The organism is Flavobacterium sp. ZT3R18 (genome assembly GCF_007097385.1).
GTDB lineage: Bacteria > Bacteroidota > Bacteroidia > Flavobacteriales > Flavobacteriaceae > Flavobacterium.
Map to the genome: position 1 here is coordinate 93,499 of NZ_VJZS01000016.1, position 20,368 is coordinate 113,866.

Consider the following 20,368-nt stretch of genomic DNA (forward strand, 5'->3'; position numbering starts at 1 on the left):
TCGGGAGTACCGAGAAGCTTACAGTGTTAGGGTTTTCGATACATTTTATTAAAAAAAGCTATTGCATTTTTTTAATAAAACACTCTTCCGATAGATCGGAACTGACTCATACAGTTAGATTAATTTATCACAGTAAATTTAAAGCCCAAATGGTATAAATAACAATAATTTATTTTCATTAGCAATGAATTTTTATTTCTTATTTTTGAACTATATGAAAGATTTTCCCAAAAACCTCTCCGACAAACTCAAAACCCGTAAGCAAAATAATGCGCTAAGGACACTTCCGCAGCCCAATAACTTGGTAGATTTTGCTTCGAATGATTACATTGGTTTTTCCAAATCGGAAGTGATTTTCGATGAGACCCATCAATTTTTAGTAGATCATAATATAAAAAAGAATGGGGCTACTGGATCGCGATTACTCTCAGGCAATCACTCTTTATATACCGAAACTGAAAATTATATTGCTGAATTTCATCAATCGGAGTCGGCTTTGTTGTTTAATTCAGGCTATGATGCCAATGTAGGTTTCTTTAGTGCTGTTCCTCAAAAAGGCGATTTGATTTTGTATGATGAGTTGTGTCACGCTTCTATTCGGGACGGAATTCAATTGACGAATGCCAAAGCTTTTAAATTCAAACACAATGATTTTGAAGATTTAGAAAAGAAGGTAATCAATTTCAATGGCAATTTCAATGGCAATTTCAATAGCAATTTCAATAGCAATGACAATAGCAAAAACAATATCAATATCAATGGCAATAATAATGCTGGAGTAATTTATATTGTAACTGAATCTGTTTTCTCGATGGATGGTGATTGTCCGAATATGGGAGAATTGGTTGCCGTTTCAGAAAAATACAACTGCTATTTAGTGGTCGATGAAGCTCATGCTCTCGGAGTTTTTGGAGAAAAAGGCGAAGGACTAATTCAGTATTTGCAATTGCAAGACAAAATATTTGCCCGAATTATGACTTTTGGAAAAGGTTTGGGTTGTCATGGAGCAGTGGTTTTGGGTTCGAATGAATTAAAGTCTTATCTCGTAAATTTTGCTCGAAGTTTTATTTATACCACTGGACTTTCGCCTCATTCGGTAGCTACTGTTTTAACGGGGTATTATCATTTAGAAAAAGATAAAAAGGCACTCGAATTGCTTCGGGAGAATATTGTCTTTTTTAATCAGGTCAAAAAGATGTTGTATGTAAGTCCACTTTTTATACGTAGTAAATCGGCTATCCAAAGTGCCATCATTCCCGGAAATGAAAAAGTAAAAAACATTGCTAGTTCTCTTCAGCAAAAAGGGTTTGACGTCAAAGCGATACTTTCTCCTACAGTTCCGGAAGGTCAGGAACGTTTGCGTTTTTGTATTCATAGCTTCAATTCAAAAGAAGAAATTTCATCTCTGATAGCTTGTTTTTCCTCACTTCTTTAAAAAAAACAACTTTTTTTGTAACGTTTTGATTGTTTTATTACTTACGTGTCGTAATAAAATCACTTCAATCATCAATCAAAAAAAACAAGTAAATCATGAAAAATGTATTCAAATCAATTGTAGCAGTTACGGTATTCGCATTTAGTTTTTCGACAAATGCACAAACTTCAAAAAGTAAAAATTCAGTATTATGGGAAGTATCGGGAAACGGATTGACAAAGCCTTCTTACCTTTTAGGAACCGTTCACATGATATGCGGAAAAGACTTTGTATTGAAACAAAAAGCTCTGGAAGCTTTCTCGAAAACATCAAAATTGGCTTTAGAGGTTAATATGGCTGATCCTGATGAAATAGCAATACTGCAACAATTGGCTGTTGGTAAAGAACCCTTGTCTAAAAAGCTAACTGCAAAACAACTAGTACTATTAGAAGAAGTATTGACTAAAAGTGGTGGAGTTTCATTGGCACAAGTCGATAATTACACGCTCGAGACTGTAATGAGTTTACTGTTTGTGAAATCGTTTGGATGTTCCGATTTGAAATTTTTTGAAATGGAATTTATAAACAAAGCCAAAGAAAGTAACAAACCAATTGTAGGGCTCGAAAAAGCTGCTAACCAAATGGATTTCTTAAGCAAATCATATACAGATGATGAATTGATTTCCTATATGAAGCATATCAATTCGGAGATGTGTATTAAACTGGTTAAGGATTATAGTAATGAAGATATAAAAAGTATTTATGCAGAGATAACAGACAAAGAATTAATGTCTGATGATACTAAAAAAATAATATTGGATAATCGAAATCTAAATTGGTCAAAAATTATGCCCGCTATGATGCAAAAAGAGAGTGTTTTCTTTGCGGTAGGGTCTGCACACCTAGCAGGAGAACTTGGAGTTGTCAATTTATTAAAAAAATCAGGATACACTGTAAAACCTATAATGAACTAAAATTTTGATAGCGAAAGAACAAGAGTTTTTAAACCGTATTGAGCAACACAAAGGAATACTCTACAAGGTTTCTAAGATGTATATGGATAATCCGGACGATCAGCAGGATTTGTTTCAAGAAATTGTACTGCAATTGTGGAAAGCTTATGATAGTTTTAAAGGGGAAAGCCAATTTTCGACTTGGATGTATCGTGTAGCTATTAATACTTCGATCGTTTTTTTGAGAAAAGAAAAACGAAAAGTTGACAAGTATGCAATAGCATCAGAAAACATAAAAGAGGAAGAAAGCGATTCCGATCACAAAGAAAATCAGTTGAATCATTTTTATAAAGCCGTACAGGAATTGGATAAAATTGACAAAGCAATTATATTTTATCAACTCGAGGGATTTTCGCATAAAGAAATTGGAGTCAATCTAGGTATTTCAGAAGGAAATGCAAGGGTTAAATTGAACAGAGCAAAAGAAAAATTAAAAGAAATCATAAAAAAGCAAGGTTATGGACTTTAACGATATACAATCCGCTTGGAAGAACGAAAAAACAGAAAATGTGATTCTTCCTAGCCATTTAGATAAAATAAATTCGGCAAATATGCCTTTGGAAAAAATCAAAAAAAATTTGAGAAATGAATTTTTCTATCAAATACTTTCGATTATACTCATCGGATTTGTTCCTTTTTTTTATAGCTTTCCTGCCAATGCAATACCTCCGTTTTATTTGCTATTTTCCATATTTGTGGCAGTTTGCATCTATTATTTGGTAAAATTATATGTGTTTTACAGAAGATTAGGAAAGACCACTTTAAGCACCAAAGACAGTTTGTATGAAACCTATTTTGACATTCGGTTGAATATGGAGCTGTATAAAACCTTCGGGTTTGCTTTAATCCCCTTTGTGATATTGTTTTTAATAGGGTTTATGTATTATGTAACACCAGATTTTTTTACAAAAGGGCTAAATAGCACTCCATTTTTGGTAACTACATTTTCAATTGTTACATTTTCAATTTTATTTATGGGGGTAGCTCTCGAATGGTGGGTACACTATTTCTACGGGAAATACGCCAAAGAAATCAGGAAAGTTCTAGACGAATTAAAAGAAGAGTAATAAAACAGAACCCGTCGTAATGATGGGTTTGTTGTTTTTATTGGTATTTTTGTGTTTTGAAATTAGCTATTACGCAAAGATTCACAAAGCAAAAGTTTTAAATTTTTGTGAAACTCCTTTTTACACTGTGAATCTTTTTGAAACATGAAAAATATGAAATCGCCATGACAAAAGCTGTCGTAAATGCCAATGAAGATCTGGCGATACCATATTCCAACAAAAACAATATTATCAAAATATGAAACTATTTATTACAGGAATTGGAACCGATGTGGGTAAAACCATTGCCTCCGCTATTATTGTCGAAGCTTTGCAGGCTGATTACTGGAAACCCATTCAAGCTGGCGATGTCGAGAATTCCGATAGTCATAAAATCAAATCATTGATTTCTAATGCAGCAACAATAATTCACACCAATGCTTATTTGCTTCACACACCCGCTAGTCCGCATCTTGCAGCGTCAATGGATGGCGTTGTTATTGATTTGCATCAAATAAAAGAACCACCTACCCAAAATCATTTGGTTATAGAAGGTGCAGGAGGTGTTTTTGTTCCGCTGAATGATACCGATTGTGTTATCGATTTAATCCAACCCGATTATAAAGTCATAGTGGTTTCAAGACATTATTTGGGAAGTATTAATCATACGTTGCTCACTATTGAGGCCTTGCATAATCGTAAAATAGAGATCGCTGGAATTATTTTTTCGGGCGATGAAAACAAATCAACGGAATCTATTATTTTGAATAAAACAGGAATCAAATGCATTGGGCGAATTGAGCAAGAGCCTTATTTTGATAAAAATGTGATTAAAGAATATGCGGATCGGTTTCGAGAGCATCTTTTGCAATAGCAATTGCAATGGCAATTGCAATAACAATTTCAATTTCAATGGTAATAGAAAATTTTAATTCAATAGTAATGCCAATATCAAATCTGAAATCAATAATCGTTAATCAACAATCTAAAATCTCATGACATTAACAGAAAGAGACAGCCAATATCTTTGGCATCCTTATACACAACATAAAACGGCAGCGCTTCCTATTGCGATAACAAGAGGAGAAGGCGCTTTGCTTTGGGACGAAAACCAAAAAGAATATATAGACGCCATTGCTTCTTGGTGGGTTAATCCCTATGGGCATTCGAACCAATTTATTGCCGATGCGATTTACAAGCAACTAACTACATTAGAGCACGTTTTGTTTGGCGGATTCACACATGAACCTGCTATAGTTTTGGCGGAGAAACTGATGGATATTTTGCCTAATAATCAAAAGAAACTCTTTTTTTCGGATAATGGTTCTACCGCTGTCGAAATTGCCATCAAGGTCGCTTTGCAAAGTTTTTTTAATAAAGGAACCAAAAAAACGACGATAATTGCTTTCGAAAATGCATTTCATGGCGATACTTTTGGAGCTATGGCCGCTAGTGGAATTTCATTTTTTACCGAATCCTTTCAAGGGATGTTAATTGATGTGATTCGGATTCCAGTGCCTGTAAAAGGGCAAGAACAACTGAGTTTTGACGCCTTGAATAAAGCTGTTGAAAGTGAGAATTGCGCCGGATTTATATTTGAGCCCCTGGTGCAAGGCGCAGCGGGAATGGTCATGTATGAACCTGAGGCTTTGGATGAGTTGCTCAAGATTTGTCAAGAGCACAATGTCCTCACAATTGCCGATGAAGTGATGACGGGCTTTGGTAAAACAGGAAGAAATTTTGCCTGTGATTATTTGACCCAAAAGCCAGATATGATGTGTTTGTCTAAAGCGTTGACCGGAGGAACCATTCCTATGGCGATAACGACTTTTACTCAAGATCTTTTTGATGCTTTTTATGATGAGGATGTCAATAAAGCGCTTTTTCACGGACATACTTTTACGGCAAATCCTACGGGTTGTGCGGCGGCTTTGGCCAGTTTGACTTTACTGGAAACAGAAGAAATGCAACATAATTTGGTTCGGATAAATTCCAACCATTTGGATTTTAAAAAGCGTGTGGAGAATCATCCTATGGTTACGACCACAAGAGTACTGGGTGTTATTTTTGCTTTAGAAATAAAAACCGCATCTTCTGCCAGTTATTATGGTAGTTTGCGCAATACCCTCTATGATTTTTTTATTGAAAACGGAGTGATTCTACGTCCTGTTGGGAATATCGTATATATTTTGCCACCTTATGTGATTACCGATGAGCAATTGCAAAAAGTGTATGAAGTAGTGCTAAACGCTCTTGAAATAGTTTAAATTTGCTAACAAATTAAACCCGACAGATTTTTTTAACCAGTCGGGTTTGTAATTAATATAAAATTGCCACAAACTATCTCCATAACAGCCATAGCTTCTATTTCGCCATTAGGAAATTCATCAAAAAGCATTTGGGAAAATTACCTTTCGGAAAACACTTGTTTTTCGGAACATTATTTAGATCATGCAACTACTTTGGTTGCCACTCTCGATTCTTTTTCCATCGCAGAAGTTGAAGCTTTACGGCAATCGGATATTAAATACAAAGCCTTAGACAAATCAGTTCTGTATGCGATGGTCGCTTCTCGCAAAGCCATAGAAAAAGCAGGTTGGACAAAAGACGCTGTTTTTGGAATTAACATAGGTTCTTCTCGTGGGGCAACCGATTTATTCGAAAAACATTATCAAGAATACTTAGAAACAGGTAAGGCGCAAACTTTGGCTTCGCCCACCACCACTCTGGGAAATATTTCTTCGTGGGTAGCGCATGATTTGCAAAGCACTGGACCCGAAATTTCGCATTCTATCACTTGTTCTACGGCTTTACACTCTGTACTCAACGGGGTAGCATGGTTAAGAGCGGGTATGTCTGATAAGTTTTTGGTGGGAGGAAGTGAAGCTCCCTTGACCGATTTTACCATCGGACAAATGCGAGCCTTGAAAATTTACTACAAGAAAAAAAAGGATCAACCTGAGCTTGATGAATATCCCAATAGAGCCTTGGATTTGGATAAAAAACAAAGCTCGATGATTTTGGGAGAAGGAGCAGGAGTGTGTTGTCTCGAAATAGGAAAAAAAGAAAATGCTATCGCTTTTATTGAAGGTATTGGTTATGCTACAGAGATTTTAGAACACAACATTTCTATTTCGGCAGAAGCGACTTGTTTTCAGAAATCGATGAAAATGGCGTTACAAAATATAGATGTTTCTGATGTCGATGCCATCGTAATGCATGCGCCCGGAACGATAAAAGGAGATTTAACAGAATATGTAGCTATCCAGAAAGTCTTTGGCGAAAGCTTGCCTTTATTGACCACCAATAAATGGAAAATTGGACACACTTTTGGCGCCTCAGGAATTTTGAGTATAGAAATGGCTATTTTGATGATGCAACACAATCAGTTCATCGGAGTTCCTTTTCTTGATTACCCTGTCAGGGTTTCAAACCCTGACAAGGTAATCAAGAAGGTCTTAGTCAATGCAGTTGGTTTTGGCGGTAATGCAGTAAGTGTGCTTTTAAGTTTATAAAAGTTGGGGTGTTGCAGGCAAACACATCGTCTAAAGCTTAACCACACTTCGACTTCGCTCAGTGCAAGTGTAAGAAATATAAAGACATAGAAGTTTTATAGTATCCTTTTATATGAACTTACATTTCATATATGGCTAAAAAAGAATCGATTATTTCTCATTCTCCAATTCCCGTACTTTATCGTAAATCAAATTGCTCTCAAATCCTCGTCTTAACATATAATCGCAAAATTTCTTTCGTTTTTTGAGTATGTTATTCTCAGGTATGGATTTCCAATTTCTTACGGCTAAATTCTCAAATGTTTCTAAGTATTCTTCGGGAGTGATTTCTTTTAGGGCAAGATTAATGAGGTTTTGACCAATTTTACGCATTTTCAATTCATTGGTAATTCGGATTTTACCCCAATTCTTGATGCGGTGTTTTCCTCTGGCAAAACTACAGGCGAATCGGGCTTCGTTGAGAAAATTGTGCTCGATAAGATGCACGATAACTTCGTCGATTTCGTTTTGGTCCAATTTCATACTCCATAATTTAGAAACCACTTCTTCGTGGCACCGCTCTTGATAGGCACAAAAATGTTCTATTTTTAATTTGGCTTCTTTGATGGAGAAAATGTCTTTCATATATGTGAAATTTATTTATTAGAGGGCATATATGTTATGCTTCGCCAGTTCGCTATCGTTCGGGTCGCCTTTTTATTTATCGGTGTTTGTATGCACAAACTTGTTGTTAATAGGGATTTCATATGTAGATAATATTGTTTTTGTTGGAATATGGTATCGCCAGATCTTCATTGGTGTTTGCGACAACTTCAGTCATGGGGATTTCATATGTTAATATTTTTTTATCGGTCATATGTAATTGATGACCGTTTATGTTTTATTGCAGTCATCGAACTCCGTTTCGCATATTAGCATTGGTGTTTGTTTCATCGGCTACTATTTTATTTTGGTATTCTATGACCCGAGCCAATGGGCGAACTGACGAAGTATTTTCAATTGCGGCCAATTTACGAACATCCTCATTTCATACATTGGTTTTGTTGCTGAAAATTGAAATTTAAGTTTTTTTATTTAAAAAGAAAAAAATTATTATTTCAAAAGAGAAGAATCTTACAGTTGTGTTTTTATTAAGATGTATATTTCTTTTCTTTTCGACAGTGTTAAAATGCTGATAATCAGACTACATACCATTTGACGAAAATAAAAGTAATTTGACGATTTAATGGTTCATTTTTAATAGTATCATGTAACTTTAACATGATACTATTATTTTGTTGTAAGAAAAATTACTTTATTTAACGTAAAATTTCCTTTATGAAAACACTCTTACTTTCAATATTTTTATGTGGCTTCTTTACGAATACTGCATTTGGGTCAGTTTTAGGGGACTATCAATCCAATGTAAATACAACTGGAAACTGGACCAGCATTTCTAGTTGGTTGTATTATAATGGTTCTGCTTGGGTGCCTGCAACAAATTATCCTGGACAAATAGTAGGTACGGGTGCTGTTCTTATTCAGTCAGGTGATACTATAACAATGGGTACGGCTGATTTGACAACTACAATGAGCTCACTTACAATTAGTGGTACATTAGTTTTGGACGGAGGAAAAGACGGTGGTCTTTTTACAATTAATACACAAAGTATTATAGTTACTGCTGGTCTTACTCCTTATGCCAATATTGATTTTCATAATAAAGTTACTTTGGCATTGCCAGCAAATGCAACTATTCAAGTTGGAATAGGTGGCCTACCAACACCCGGAAGTGGGACCTGTAATAATAATATTGAAATTTCGATTGGGGGTCTTGCTTTAGCATATTGTACTGGTACAGGAAGTCCACCGGCAGAATATACTTTTAGTGATCTAATAAATAATGGTGGTTATTATGTTGTTAATGCTTCAATATCGCCAACAGCTGTTTGCGAATCTGGAAGTTTTGTGATTACAGCAACTCCCCTCCCCTCATCAGGAGTAACAGCTATTAATTGGTACACAGTTCCGAGTGGTGGTTCATCAATTTCAAGCTCAAATCCATATACTACCTCCGTAATATCTACAACTACGACATATTATGTTGAAGCTACTTACAGTTTTGGGTATACAACACCTAGAAAAGCAATTGTAGCAACGGTAAATCCTAATTTACCAGCGAGTGTAAGCATTGCGGCTTCCTCATCAGGAGCGATTTGCTCAGGAACATCGGTTACTTTTACAGCTACTCCAACCAATGGAGGGGCAACTCCGGCTTATCAATGGAAATTGAATGGTGGAAATGTTGGAACAAATTCAGCAACTTACACAAACTCAGCTTTAGCAAACGGCGCTAATGTAACTTGTGATATGACATCAAATGCTCCTTGTATAACAGGAAATCCAGCTACATCAAATGTTGTGATAATGGCAGTGAATCCAAGTTTAGCGGCCAGTGTAAGTATTGATGCTTCTCCATCTGGAGCGATTTGCCCAGGAACATCGGTTATTTTTACGGCTACTCCAAGCAATGGCGGGACAACTCCGTTCTATCAATGGAAACTGAATGGAGGAAGTGTTGGAACAGATTCAGCAACTTACACAAACTCAGCTTTAGCAAACGGTGATTATGTAACTTGTGTTATGACATCGAATGCGACTCCCTGTTTAACGGGAAGTCCAGCAACCGCAAATGTTGTGACAATGATAGTTGAATCCGGAATACCTGTTGCTCCAGTTTTGACCGATATTGTTTTAGCGTGTAATCAAACTGTGGTTACTGGAACTTGGGCTGCAGTTGCGAATACCGCCAATTATAAATTTGATGTTTCTTTAGATCCTTTATTTGGAACTTTTATATCAGGTTATCAAGATATATCTGTTGCCCCAACACCTACTCCTTCAGTGGTTGTAAACGGCTTGACTCCTGGAGTAACCTATTATGTAAGAGCTAGAACAGTAAATGGCTGTGGTGCAGTAAGCGCAAACTCAAATGTAGGAACTGCTTCCGTAACTATTACTAAAACCTCAGATGGTAGTAGTTGGGATAATGGTATGCCTGATAGTAGCAAAAAAATTATTTTTACTGGAAATGCAACTTTGTCCTCTAGTTTAAACGCCTGTTCTTGTCAAATAAATTCAGGAATCGCTGTTCAGGTTGATTCTGGTACCGTTATGACATTAGAAAATGGATTGGCCGTTGCAGGAACTGGAACTTTGACTTTTGAGAACAATGCGAGTTTGGTACAGGTAAATGATGCAGCTGTCAATACAGGAACTATCATTTATAAACGCAATACAACACCCATGAAGAACTACGACTATACCTATTGGTCCTCACCGGTCGCAGGGCAAACGCTTCAAGCTTTATCTCCAAACACCTTACGGGATAAGTATTTTAGTTATTCCCTAAATAATTGGGTAACTCAATTAGACGGGCTAAGCACAATGATTGCAGGGAAAGGGTATATTATTAGAGTTCCAAAGCCCGATATTACGTATCCTAACGGGGAATATTGGACAGGAGCAACTTATATACAATCCGTTCAATTTGTAGGAGTTCCCAATAATGGAGTTTACTCGTTGCCAATTGACCCTGTGGGATATAACAATCTGATCGGAAATCCATATCCATGCGCCATGAGTGCAGATGCCTTTTTATTAGAAAACAGTATCAATAATTCAAGATTAGGAGGGACGATTTATTTTTGGACGCACAATACGGCTATTGCCAACGGTAGATATTCTGGAACAGATTTTGCTTCCTATAATTATTTAGGAGGAGTTGGAACCTTTGCCGCTCCAAGTGGTAGTACAGGAGGGGCAAATAATAATATTCCATCAGGAAATATAGCGGCCGGGCAATCTTTTTTCGCGGAAAGTACCGGCGGAGCTGGGCCTGTAGTTTTCAATAACAGTATGCGGGTAAGTCTAGTAAATAAAAACTCTCAATTTTTTAAAGGGACTCAATCAAAAGCTGTTCCCATAGAAAAGCATCGTGTTTGGTTAAACTTAACCAATACCGAAGGGGCTTTCAAGCAAATGTTAGTGGGGTACGTTACAGGAGCAACCAATGGGTTTGATTCTGCCTTTGATGGGGTGAGTTTGGATAGCAATAAATATATCGATTTTTATAGTGTTAATGATAAAAAGAATTTTGTGATTCAAGGGCGTGCTTTGCCTTTTGATAAAACGGATAAAGTGCCATTAGGATATAAAACGACTATCGAAGGAACTTTTGAGATAAGTATCGATCAAGTAGATGGAATTTTGGCATATGAAAGCGTATTTGTGGAAGACAAAGTAAAAGGGGTTGTTGTGGATCTTAAAAAAGGGCCTTATTCTTTTTCTACCTCCATAGGAACATTTAATGATCGTTTTGTATTGCGATTCACAGATAATGTTATTCTTGCAAGTGTTCTTAATACTGCTATTTTAGACAGACCAGTGATTGTTTCTGTTCAAAATCACCAAATAAAAATCAATTCATTTAATGAAATAATGGATAAACTTATGATTTATGATTTGAATGGAAGACTACTATATAAAAAAGAAAATGTGAATAGCAATGAATTTAGCATTCCTGATTTTAATTCCAGCGAACAATTTTTAATAGTGCAAACCTTGCTTAAAAATGATGAATGGTTTACCATTGAAATAGTTTTTTAACTAATTAGGTGTTCCTTAAAAAAACCTAATTTTCAATTTTTGAACAGCCTCCAAATAGTATCTAACTTTTTGGGGGCTGTTCAATTTATGATGATTTTTTTTTAGAATCCAAAACCTACAAAAAGAATGAATTTCAGTTATTTAGCGAAGATTAATGCGCGATTTTTGAAACTTATAGATGAAATAATTTTTTAATGTTTATTTTTGGCACGTATAAATACCTGTTTTTGCATTAGCATGACAAGATATAGTGTAGAAAAGCGAATTATTTTTTACAAAAAGCGCATAGATTATAGTATGCTTTTTTAAATAAACTTTTCACTTTATTAAAATTATACGACTAAATACCTCAAAATTCCCCCAAGAATATGAATAGAATTATACTTAGTGTTGTTGATTTTTTTTCTTCCCAGATGAATACTTTGCAAGAAATAATAGTGCGATTTTTACAAAGAAACATTCGTGTTTGTAGGATGAATACAACTATTAGATTTGAAAGTGTGTTGAACGATAAATTAAAACATCTTTTAATTGTTTTGTTTTTAATGCTTGGCTCTTTTAATCAGGTATTTGCAGCTAATAGATATTCTGTTGCGAGTGGTAATTGGAATAGCACAGCAACTTGGTCTGCAACTCCTGGAGGCGCTCCTGGCGCGAGTGTTCCCGCAGGGGGACCGTTGGGTGATACGGTTTTCATTAAGAGCGGTTACACTGTTACCACAACTGCTGATGGTGCTACATGTACATTATTGAACATAGAATCAGGAGCAACTTTGGTAGTGGGAGGTTTTACAATGACAGTTACAAATGCTACTTCAGTAACAGGGACTTTGATCCATAATAATCTTACAGGGGCTAAACAATATACAGGGTCAGTTACGATAAATCCTGGGGGGCTTTGGAATAATACAGGAAATTCTGGAATAACTTTTAAAGGAGGAATTATAAACAATGGCACTTTTAATGCGGGTATAGGAGTACAGTTATTTAACACAACTCTTGTTCAATCGTTAACAGGAACATTGGTTATACCAAATCTGACAGTTACAGTTCCTACTGTTCTTACAAATAATGGCACGCTTACTGTTTCGGCGGGACTTGCTGGTACAGGTACGTTGACTAACGCAGCAGGAAAGACACTTATTATTAGTGGGACTTCCTCAATTACGACTTTTACAAATGCAGGAACAGCAATTATAAATGGAGTGGGAGCAATTAGTACTATGGCTGCAAATTTCACCAATACAGGGACGCTTAATCTTAATGGCTCTGGGACATTTGCCGGGATTACCAATAATGCGGGAGGAACGGTTAATCTTGCCAGTTCGGGGACTATTACAGCTTTTAATAACGCAACGGCTACAAGTCAGTTGAATATTAGTGCTGCAACCGTACCTATTACAGGGCTTACTGCAACATTTGCTGGTAATACAGTAAATTATAATGGTGTAGCGCAAACTATAAAGAGTAATAGTTATAGTAATCTTACTATGAGTAATTCTAGCGGAACACAAACTGCTGCTGGGAATTTAACAGTAAACGGTATATTGACTACTACTGCGGGAGGGACTTTGAATATGGCTGCCAATCAATTATTGGTAGGGCCTACTGCAATAATTACCAATACGGGAACTATACGAACACAAAATGCAACTGGAACTCCATTACCTTCGGGACTAACATGGTCAGGAACAGTACAGTATGATCAATCAATTGGAGCACAGACCATAGTAACAGGTACTTATAATAATCTTACTTTTGGTAATACTAGCGGAATACAAACTGCTGGAATATTAACGGTAAACGGAACATTGAATACGACAGCGGGAGGAACCTTAAATATGGGCACGAATCAGTTGTTAGGTTCGCTTACTACAATTGCGAATGCAGGAACTATACGAACACAAAATGCAACTGCAAATCCAATTCCTTCGGGGAAAAATTGGGCTGGTACTGGAACGGTACAGTACGATCGTGGTGGAGCACAAACTGTTGCAGATGGCACCTATAATAACCTAAATCTTGCGGGGACTGGTATAAAAACATTTGGCGGAACAACAATTATTGGAGGGAATTTGACTATAGCTACAGGAGTAAGTGCTAATTTAGGAACTGGATTTATACATCCAGCAAATTCTTTAACTCTTGGTCTTTCTACTACATCTTCAGGAACTTGGGGAAGTACAACTTCGACAGCTTTAAATAAAAATAATACTTTTTTTGCAGCAACGACAGGAGTAATAAATGTTTCTACGACTACTTGTACAGCGGGATATTGGACAGGTACTACCAGTACAGATTGGAATACAGCATCCAACTGGTGTGGAGGAATCCCTACAGCATCAACAGATGTTGTGATACCAACAGGAACGCCGAACCAGCCAACTATTGCTACTGCAACTACAGCTCTTTGCAAAAATATAACGATTAATGCTTTGGCTACTTTAACATTAGCAAATAGCGCAACCACTTTATTAAACATAAGCGGAGATTTTACAAAAAACGGGACCTTAACAGCTGGAGCTGCTAGTACACTTAGTTTTGTTGGAGTTGGAGCGCAAGCTATTGGAGGGATTACGGCAACAACATTTTCTAATTTGAATATCAATTCTGGCACTACAACGATGAACGTTGGGGTTACCATTAGTGGAAATCTTAATGTTGCCATAGGAGCAAATTTGACAACAACAGCGGCTAATACACTTGTAGTTACAGGTACAACAGCAGTGGTAGGAACATTTACGCTTGGAGGTACCGGCACCAAAACATTTACAGGGACGACCTCTGTTACTGGAACACTAATCCTTGGGGATGGTGGTACTAAAACATTTACTGGAGATGTAACTATTAATCCTGGTGGTAATTGGAATGAAACGGCTATAGCTGCAATAAATTTTGCAGGAAATTTAATAAATAACGGAACCTATTCAGCGGCAACCAATACAACAGGTATTCATGCTTTTACTGGTGGCGTAAAAAACATTAGCGGTAGTGGATCTAGTTCAATATCAATACCTACTATGTCTGTGACTGGTAGCTATACTAATAACGGAGTCCTTTCTGTTTCTACCGCGCTTTCTGGAACAGGAATACTAACGAATGCAGCAGGAAAGACACTAACTATTGGAGGGACTTGTTTAATTAGTACGCTTACTGCAACATCAGTTGGAAATATAGTAAATTATAATAGAGCGGGAGCGCAAACCGTAAAAGCTACTACTTACTCATACTTAACATTATCAGGAAGTGGAGCAAAAACAACAACAGGAGTTACGGTTAATGAAGTTCTTTCTATGGAGGAAACAGCTACGGCTACTGCAGCGCCTACTTATGCTGCAGCCGCTCTTTTGAGGTATTATACTACTACGGTAAGAACAGCAGGACCAGAGTGGCCAGCAACTTTTTCTGCAACAGGAGGGGTAGCAATATCAAATACAGGAGCCATTACTATGAATACGGCAAAAGTAATGGGATTAAATGCGCCACTAATTATTAGTAATGGAGCTACTTTAAATTCTAATAATTTAAATTTAAATTTAGGCGGCAGCTTTGTAAGTGGAAGTTTAAGTGCTTTTTCAGCTGGAAGTTCAAATATAACAGTTGAGGGTACAGGAACTCAAAATATTGCTGGATTTATCACAACAGGTACGGTTTCTATGACTAAAACGAGTGGAATAGCAACTTTTGTAGGTAATATTTCTGGAACGGGTTTAACTATAAACGGTTCAGGCACACTAAATTTAGGTGCGGGATTAACCCATACGTTTGCAGGAAATTGGACTAGATCTGCCGGGACTTTAGACGGAGGGTCTAGTGTGTTAAAAATTGGCGGTAATGTTGCTGGTGCTGGCGGTACATTCACAGCTAGTACAAGTACAGTTGAATTCAATAGTACTAACCCACAAAATTTAGGATCCATTAACCTGAATTATTACAATTTACTGCTTTCAGGAGGTAACACTAAGACATTTGGAGTTGGAACTGCTGTCACTAATAATCTTACTATTCGTTCAGGAGTGATTGCCAATTTGGTAACTTTTATCCACACAGTACAAAAACTTACTCTAGGGAATACCATTGCGGTAGTTGGAAGTTGGGGAGGTACAGCTTCGGCTGCAACTAATAAAACTGCTACCTATTTTGTTTCTACAGTTGGGGTTACTGGAATTATAAATGTAGCCTCAAATGCTTGTACTTCTTATACTGCTGTAATTGGTAGTAGTGATAGTGTTTGTAATACGACAACAGCAGCGGTTAACTTAGTGGTAACTGTTACTGGTGGTACAGGGCCATTTACTGTAGTTTACAAGAATGAGATAACGGGAGTAAATACAGTGGTTACTAACTATAACAGCGGTTCGTCTATTTTAATTAGTCCAACACCAACTACGACAACCCCCTATACTTTGGTTTCGGTAACGGATGCTAATACTTGTCTTGCAACTATCACTGCTGCCTATACGAGTGTGTTATTTTATAGTATGCCGCCAGATCCAACTGCGACTGTTACGGATGCTTTGTGTCCAACTGATGCGACAGGTGCTATAACAATTACTAATGCGCTAAATCCAGCTTCATTAAAGTTTACTAATACGAATGCTAATTCTGGTTCTATCACTCCAATAGATTCTCATGTAGATTTTGGCACACCATTATTATCTAATAAAGCCCAATTTACAGCCGAAGGTTGGATAAAATTCGACAAGAGTAAGTATATAAACAGAATGTCATTGTTTGGACAAAACGATGTAGTAGAATTTGGTTTTGAAGCAAATAATTTAAGATGTTGGACAGCAGGTGGCGGACAAGTGGATATGCCTTTGAGTAGTTACCCAACGGATAATGCTTGGCATCATATTGCAGTAGTGGGGAATGGAACAAACTTGCAGTTTTATATAGATGGTGCTTTGCGGGCTACAGGGGGTGGAGCAACTGGGAATTACGGTACTGATACAAATTATTCAACTAAAATAGGTTGGGGAGTTATGGATGCTGGAGGAGTAGGATTGTCGGGAGAGGTTTTTAATTTAGGTTTTTGGAGTCGTGCGCTATCCGCTGAAGAGTTACAGGGATTAGCTACAGGATTTGTAGCATATAATACAAAACAAGTTGGATTACTTGCCGGTTATAGTTTAAGCGAGGGAGTAGGAACAACGGTTTCATCTGTAGGAATTCCAGCTCCGCAAGGTACATTAAAAGGAGACACTCTGCCTGTTTGGACAGATCCTTATGTGTACAGTTGGACCTCTGTACCTGCCGGATTTAGCTCTAGTTCGATAAATTTAACGGGACTATTGCCTGGGACTTATAATTTAACAACATCTTTAAAAGGATGTCCAAAATCGGGGTCTTGGACAGTAAATGCTGCAAATGCTGCTACTATAAGCAGTCCTATTGTAGCTCCAGCAGCAACTTGTTCAGGAGTAGGAACGCAAAGTATAACTGTTGCGGCTACTGGAAACGGATTGATTTATTCATGGCAAAAAGACGGGTCTGCGGTCCTAAATGGAGGAGTAATTAGCGGACAAGGAACTGCTACTCTAACTTTGACAAATCCTACCGCAACAGATATAGGTAGTTACACTGTAGTAGTTACGGGTAGTTGTGGCTCTCCAGTTACTTCAAATCCTGTAAGTGTTACGATTATATCTTTACCAGCTGCTCCAACAACATCGGCTACGGCTCAGCCTACTTGTGTGGTGCCAACAGGAACTATTACGGTTACAGTACCAACGGGAATGAATTATAGTATAGATGGATTAGATTACTCTAATTCTTCTGGAGTATTTACGGGAGTGATAGTTGGGGCTTATTCGGTAACGGTAAAAAACGGTTCTGGATGTATTTCATTGGGAACTCCAGTTTCAATCAATGCACCAATTACCAATACTTGGGATGGAACAAAATGGTCTAAAACGTTAGACACTACACCGCCAACAGCGACTGATATAGTTGTTTTTAATGGTCCTTTTACCATAACAACACAATTAAACGCTTGTTCTTGTAAAATCAATCCAGGAGTAAATGTGGTGGTTGGTGTTCCAGGTGGAACAAACGACACCGCTATTTTAAAGGTTGAAAACGGACTGAATGTAGACCCTACGAGCACGTTAACTTTCGAGAACAATGCAAGTTTGGTACAGGTCAATGATGCAGCTAGCAATACGGGTAATATTGTCTATAAGCGTAATGCGAAAGCCATGAAGAACTTCGATTATACCTATTGGTCTTCGCCTGTTGTTGGACAAAAACTGAATGTATTATCGCCAAACACTTTATGGGATAAATATTTTAGTTATGTAAATAATTCGTGGAAAATAGAACCAGGGGTTACGCCAATGGTAGTTGGAAAAGGATATATTATAAGAACGCCAAAAGATAATGGAGGTCTTCCTTGGCCTAATGGTGAGATGGTCAGTTTTCCTTATGCACAACCAGTACAATTTAAAGGAGTTCCTAATAATGGGGCTTATTCATTGTCAATTGGCACAACTAATGGAGATGGTAACTTAATCGGGAATCCGTATCCTTCCGCGATGAGCGCAGATGACTTTTTAGCAGCAAACAATAAAGAAATTGATGGAACGATTTATTTCTGGACGCACAATACAGCCATTTCAAATTTAGTGTATTCTTCTACAGATTATGCTTCTTATAATGGAGTTGGTGGAGTGAATACTTTACCAGCGGCTAGTGGAGGTCTAGCGCCAAGTGGCAATATAGCAGCTGGTCAATCTTTTTTTACAGTAACAAAAAGAGGGGCAGGCTTTACTGGGAATGTTACTTTTAACAATAGCATGCGAGTAGGTGTTGCCAATAGTAACGCCCAATTCTTTAAAGGAACCAACTCTAAAAACACAGCTATAGTGAAACACCGAGTTTGGTTAAATTTAACCAATGACAAAGGAGCTTTCAAACAAACATTAGTAGGTTACGTTACTGGAGCCACTCTTGGAAATGATATTGCTTTTGATGGGGAAAGTTTTGATGGCAATAAATACATCGATTTTTACAGTATTAATGACAGTAAGAATTTAGTAATTCAAGGGCGTGCTTTGCCTTTTGAAAAAACGGATAAAGTACCATTAGGATATAAAACGACTGTTGAAGGAACGTTTGCGATAAGTATCGATAAAGTAGATGGAGTTTTGGCTAGCCAAACGGTTTTTGTTGAAGATAAGGTTACCAATGTTATTCACAACTTGAAGAATGGCGCTTACTCTTTTTCTACTCTTAAAGGGGTATTCAATGATCGTTTTGTGTTACGTTATACGGATAATTCAGTTGTAGTGGTCGATCCAGTTGTGACTACTCCAGTTGTAACTGATCCAATAGTGACTACTCCAGTGGTAACAGATCCTATCGTGACTATTCCAGTTGTAACTACTCCGGTTGTGACTACTCCGGTGGTAACGGATCCAAATATAGGAGGAGGTACTACATTAGGTATAGATGGTTTTGAAAATAAAGGAAGAGCGGTAGTCGTATCTGTAAAGGATCATCAAATAAAAATTAATTCATTTGATGAAACTATCGGAACGGTTATGGTTTATGATTTGAGAGGTAGATTGCTTTATCAAAATGAACATGTAAATAAAAATGAATTTGTTATCTATAATTTGGATTCAAGCGATCAATTTTTAATAGTTTTAACTCAGTTAATCAATGGTAAGTGGATTACCAAAGAAATCGTTTTTTAAGGAAAAAATAGAGCAAGCCTAAATTTATAAATCCCATTCTGAATCATCAGAATGGGATTTTTTTATGCCTAACTTTTTGTGGAACTTATTGGAGATTACGTGTCAGTTTTGAAAATAAAGGAAGATCAGCAAATGTATCTCTATAAGTTTCATCCAATAAAAAGCTAATAATATAACTTATTTTTTAATTACTTTAACCATCTTCGATTGGTTGTTTTCGTTGGTTGCTTTTATTAAATACATGCCGCTTGCATGGTTCCCTAAATCCAATTGGGTAGTGCCTGAATTAATTTTTTTGGCATAAATTGTTTCTCCCAAAATCGTATAAATCTCCACTTTTGCATTAGAATCAATAGTGATAGAAATGTCATCGTTAAACGGATTAGGATATACACTTAGATTTGATTTAAATTCGAAAGCTGCGTTCCCTAATGTAGTCATGTCAAAAACAACACTTCTTTGGGTACAACCATTTTTGGTAATGTCTACTGCGTATGATCCTGCTGCTTTTACACTCAAAGATTGATTCGTTTCGTTAGGGATATTTGCATAAATAGCACCATTATAAGTCATCCATTGGTACGTTGTAGCACCAGCTTCATCAGCTGTTAAAGTATCTAAATTACGGGTAATTGTATTGATGCTTAATGAATTTACAGTAACTATTGCAGTCGCTGTTGATACATTTCCATGAACATCTGTTACTGTCAAAATAACGGTGTTTGGCCCCACATTGGTGCAATCAAAATTAGTTGGACTAACAATTACCGAAGCAATTCCGCAAGCATCAGAACTTCCGTGATTGATTTGATCCGCTGTTATCGATACATTTCCATTAGGATCTAGGCCAACTGTGATGTCTTGAGTTAAAACCGTTGGCGATACATTATCGCTAACCGTTACCGTTTGAGTTACTGCAACCGCCGCATTTGCGTTGGCATCACTTACATTCCAAGTGATTGTTGTGATTCCCACTGGATAAAGTTCCGTAAGTAATTTTGCGTCACTTCTTATTCCAGTTGGTGTGCCTACT

11 protein-coding genes are annotated in these 20,368 nt (G+C 37.0%); 9 read left to right on the plus strand and 2 right to left on the minus strand.

Going from position 1 to position 20,368, the window contains the following annotated elements:
- Positions 1-214: 214 nt before the first annotated feature.
- From FNW52_RS15635 to FNW52_RS15665, 7 genes are all read left to right on the plus strand, one after another.
- Positions 215-1,435, plus strand: a complete 1,221-nt coding sequence (locus tag FNW52_RS15635) for a pyridoxal phosphate-dependent aminotransferase family protein (protein ID WP_143378364.1) — start codon at positions 215-217, stop codon at positions 1,433-1,435.
- Positions 1,436-1,530: 95 nt separating this feature from the next.
- Positions 1,531-2,388, plus strand: coding sequence for a TraB/GumN family protein (locus tag FNW52_RS15640; RefSeq protein WP_143378365.1), 858 nt, complete (start codon positions 1,531-1,533; stop codon positions 2,386-2,388).
- A 7-nt stretch (positions 2,389-2,395) separates the two neighbouring features.
- Positions 2,396-2,896 carry an RNA polymerase sigma factor gene (locus FNW52_RS15645; protein ID WP_370511571.1) on the plus strand — a complete coding sequence of 167 codons (501 nt, stop codon included), beginning with the start codon at positions 2,396-2,398 and terminating at the stop codon, positions 2,894-2,896.
- Positions 2,886-3,494, plus strand: a complete 609-nt coding sequence (locus tag FNW52_RS15650; protein WP_143378367.1) for a hypothetical protein — start codon at positions 2,886-2,888, stop codon at positions 3,492-3,494. Before FNW52_RS15645 ends, FNW52_RS15650 begins: the two co-directional genes overlap by 11 nt.
- Positions 3,495-3,732: 238 nt before the next feature.
- Positions 3,733-4,347 (plus strand): dethiobiotin synthase, encoded by a 615-nt coding sequence (gene bioD / locus FNW52_RS15655; protein WP_143378368.1) that lies wholly within the window; start codon positions 3,733-3,735, stop codon positions 4,345-4,347.
- 121 nt (positions 4,348-4,468) lie between these two features.
- Positions 4,469-5,740 (plus strand): adenosylmethionine--8-amino-7-oxononanoate transaminase, encoded by a 1,272-nt coding sequence (gene bioA, locus FNW52_RS15660; RefSeq protein ID WP_143378369.1) that lies wholly within the window; start codon positions 4,469-4,471, stop codon positions 5,738-5,740.
- A 63-nt stretch (positions 5,741-5,803) separates the two neighbouring features.
- Positions 5,804-6,988, plus strand: coding sequence for a beta-ketoacyl synthase N-terminal-like domain-containing protein (locus FNW52_RS15665; protein WP_143378370.1), 1,185 nt, complete (start codon positions 5,804-5,806; stop codon positions 6,986-6,988).
- Between the two features lie 150 nt (positions 6,989-7,138).
- On the opposite strand, the gene FNW52_RS15670 is transcribed toward FNW52_RS15665, so the two are convergent.
- The gene (locus tag FNW52_RS15670) at positions 7,139-7,612 is read right to left on the minus strand and encodes a regulatory protein RecX (RefSeq protein ID WP_143378371.1); all 474 of its coding nucleotides are present in this window, start codon (positions 7,610-7,612) and stop codon (positions 7,139-7,141) included.
- 693 nt (positions 7,613-8,305) lie between these two features.
- On the opposite strand from FNW52_RS15670, the gene FNW52_RS15675 reads away from it, so the two are divergent.
- Positions 8,306-11,635: a T9SS sorting signal type C domain-containing protein gene (locus FNW52_RS15675; RefSeq protein ID WP_143378372.1), complete on the plus strand. Its 3,330-nt coding sequence runs from the start codon at positions 8,306-8,308 to the stop codon at positions 11,633-11,635.
- Between the two features lie 368 nt (positions 11,636-12,003).
- The gene (locus tag FNW52_RS15680) at positions 12,004-19,335 is read left to right on the plus strand and encodes a LamG-like jellyroll fold domain-containing protein (protein WP_143378373.1); all 7,332 of its coding nucleotides are present in this window, start codon (positions 12,004-12,006) and stop codon (positions 19,333-19,335) included.
- 177 nt (positions 19,336-19,512) lie between these two features.
- Here FNW52_RS15680 and FNW52_RS15685 read toward each other — a convergent pair.
- Positions 19,513-20,368, minus strand: an 856-nt coding sequence (locus tag FNW52_RS15685) for a T9SS type A sorting domain-containing protein (protein ID WP_143378374.1), incomplete at its 5' end; no start/stop codon positions are given.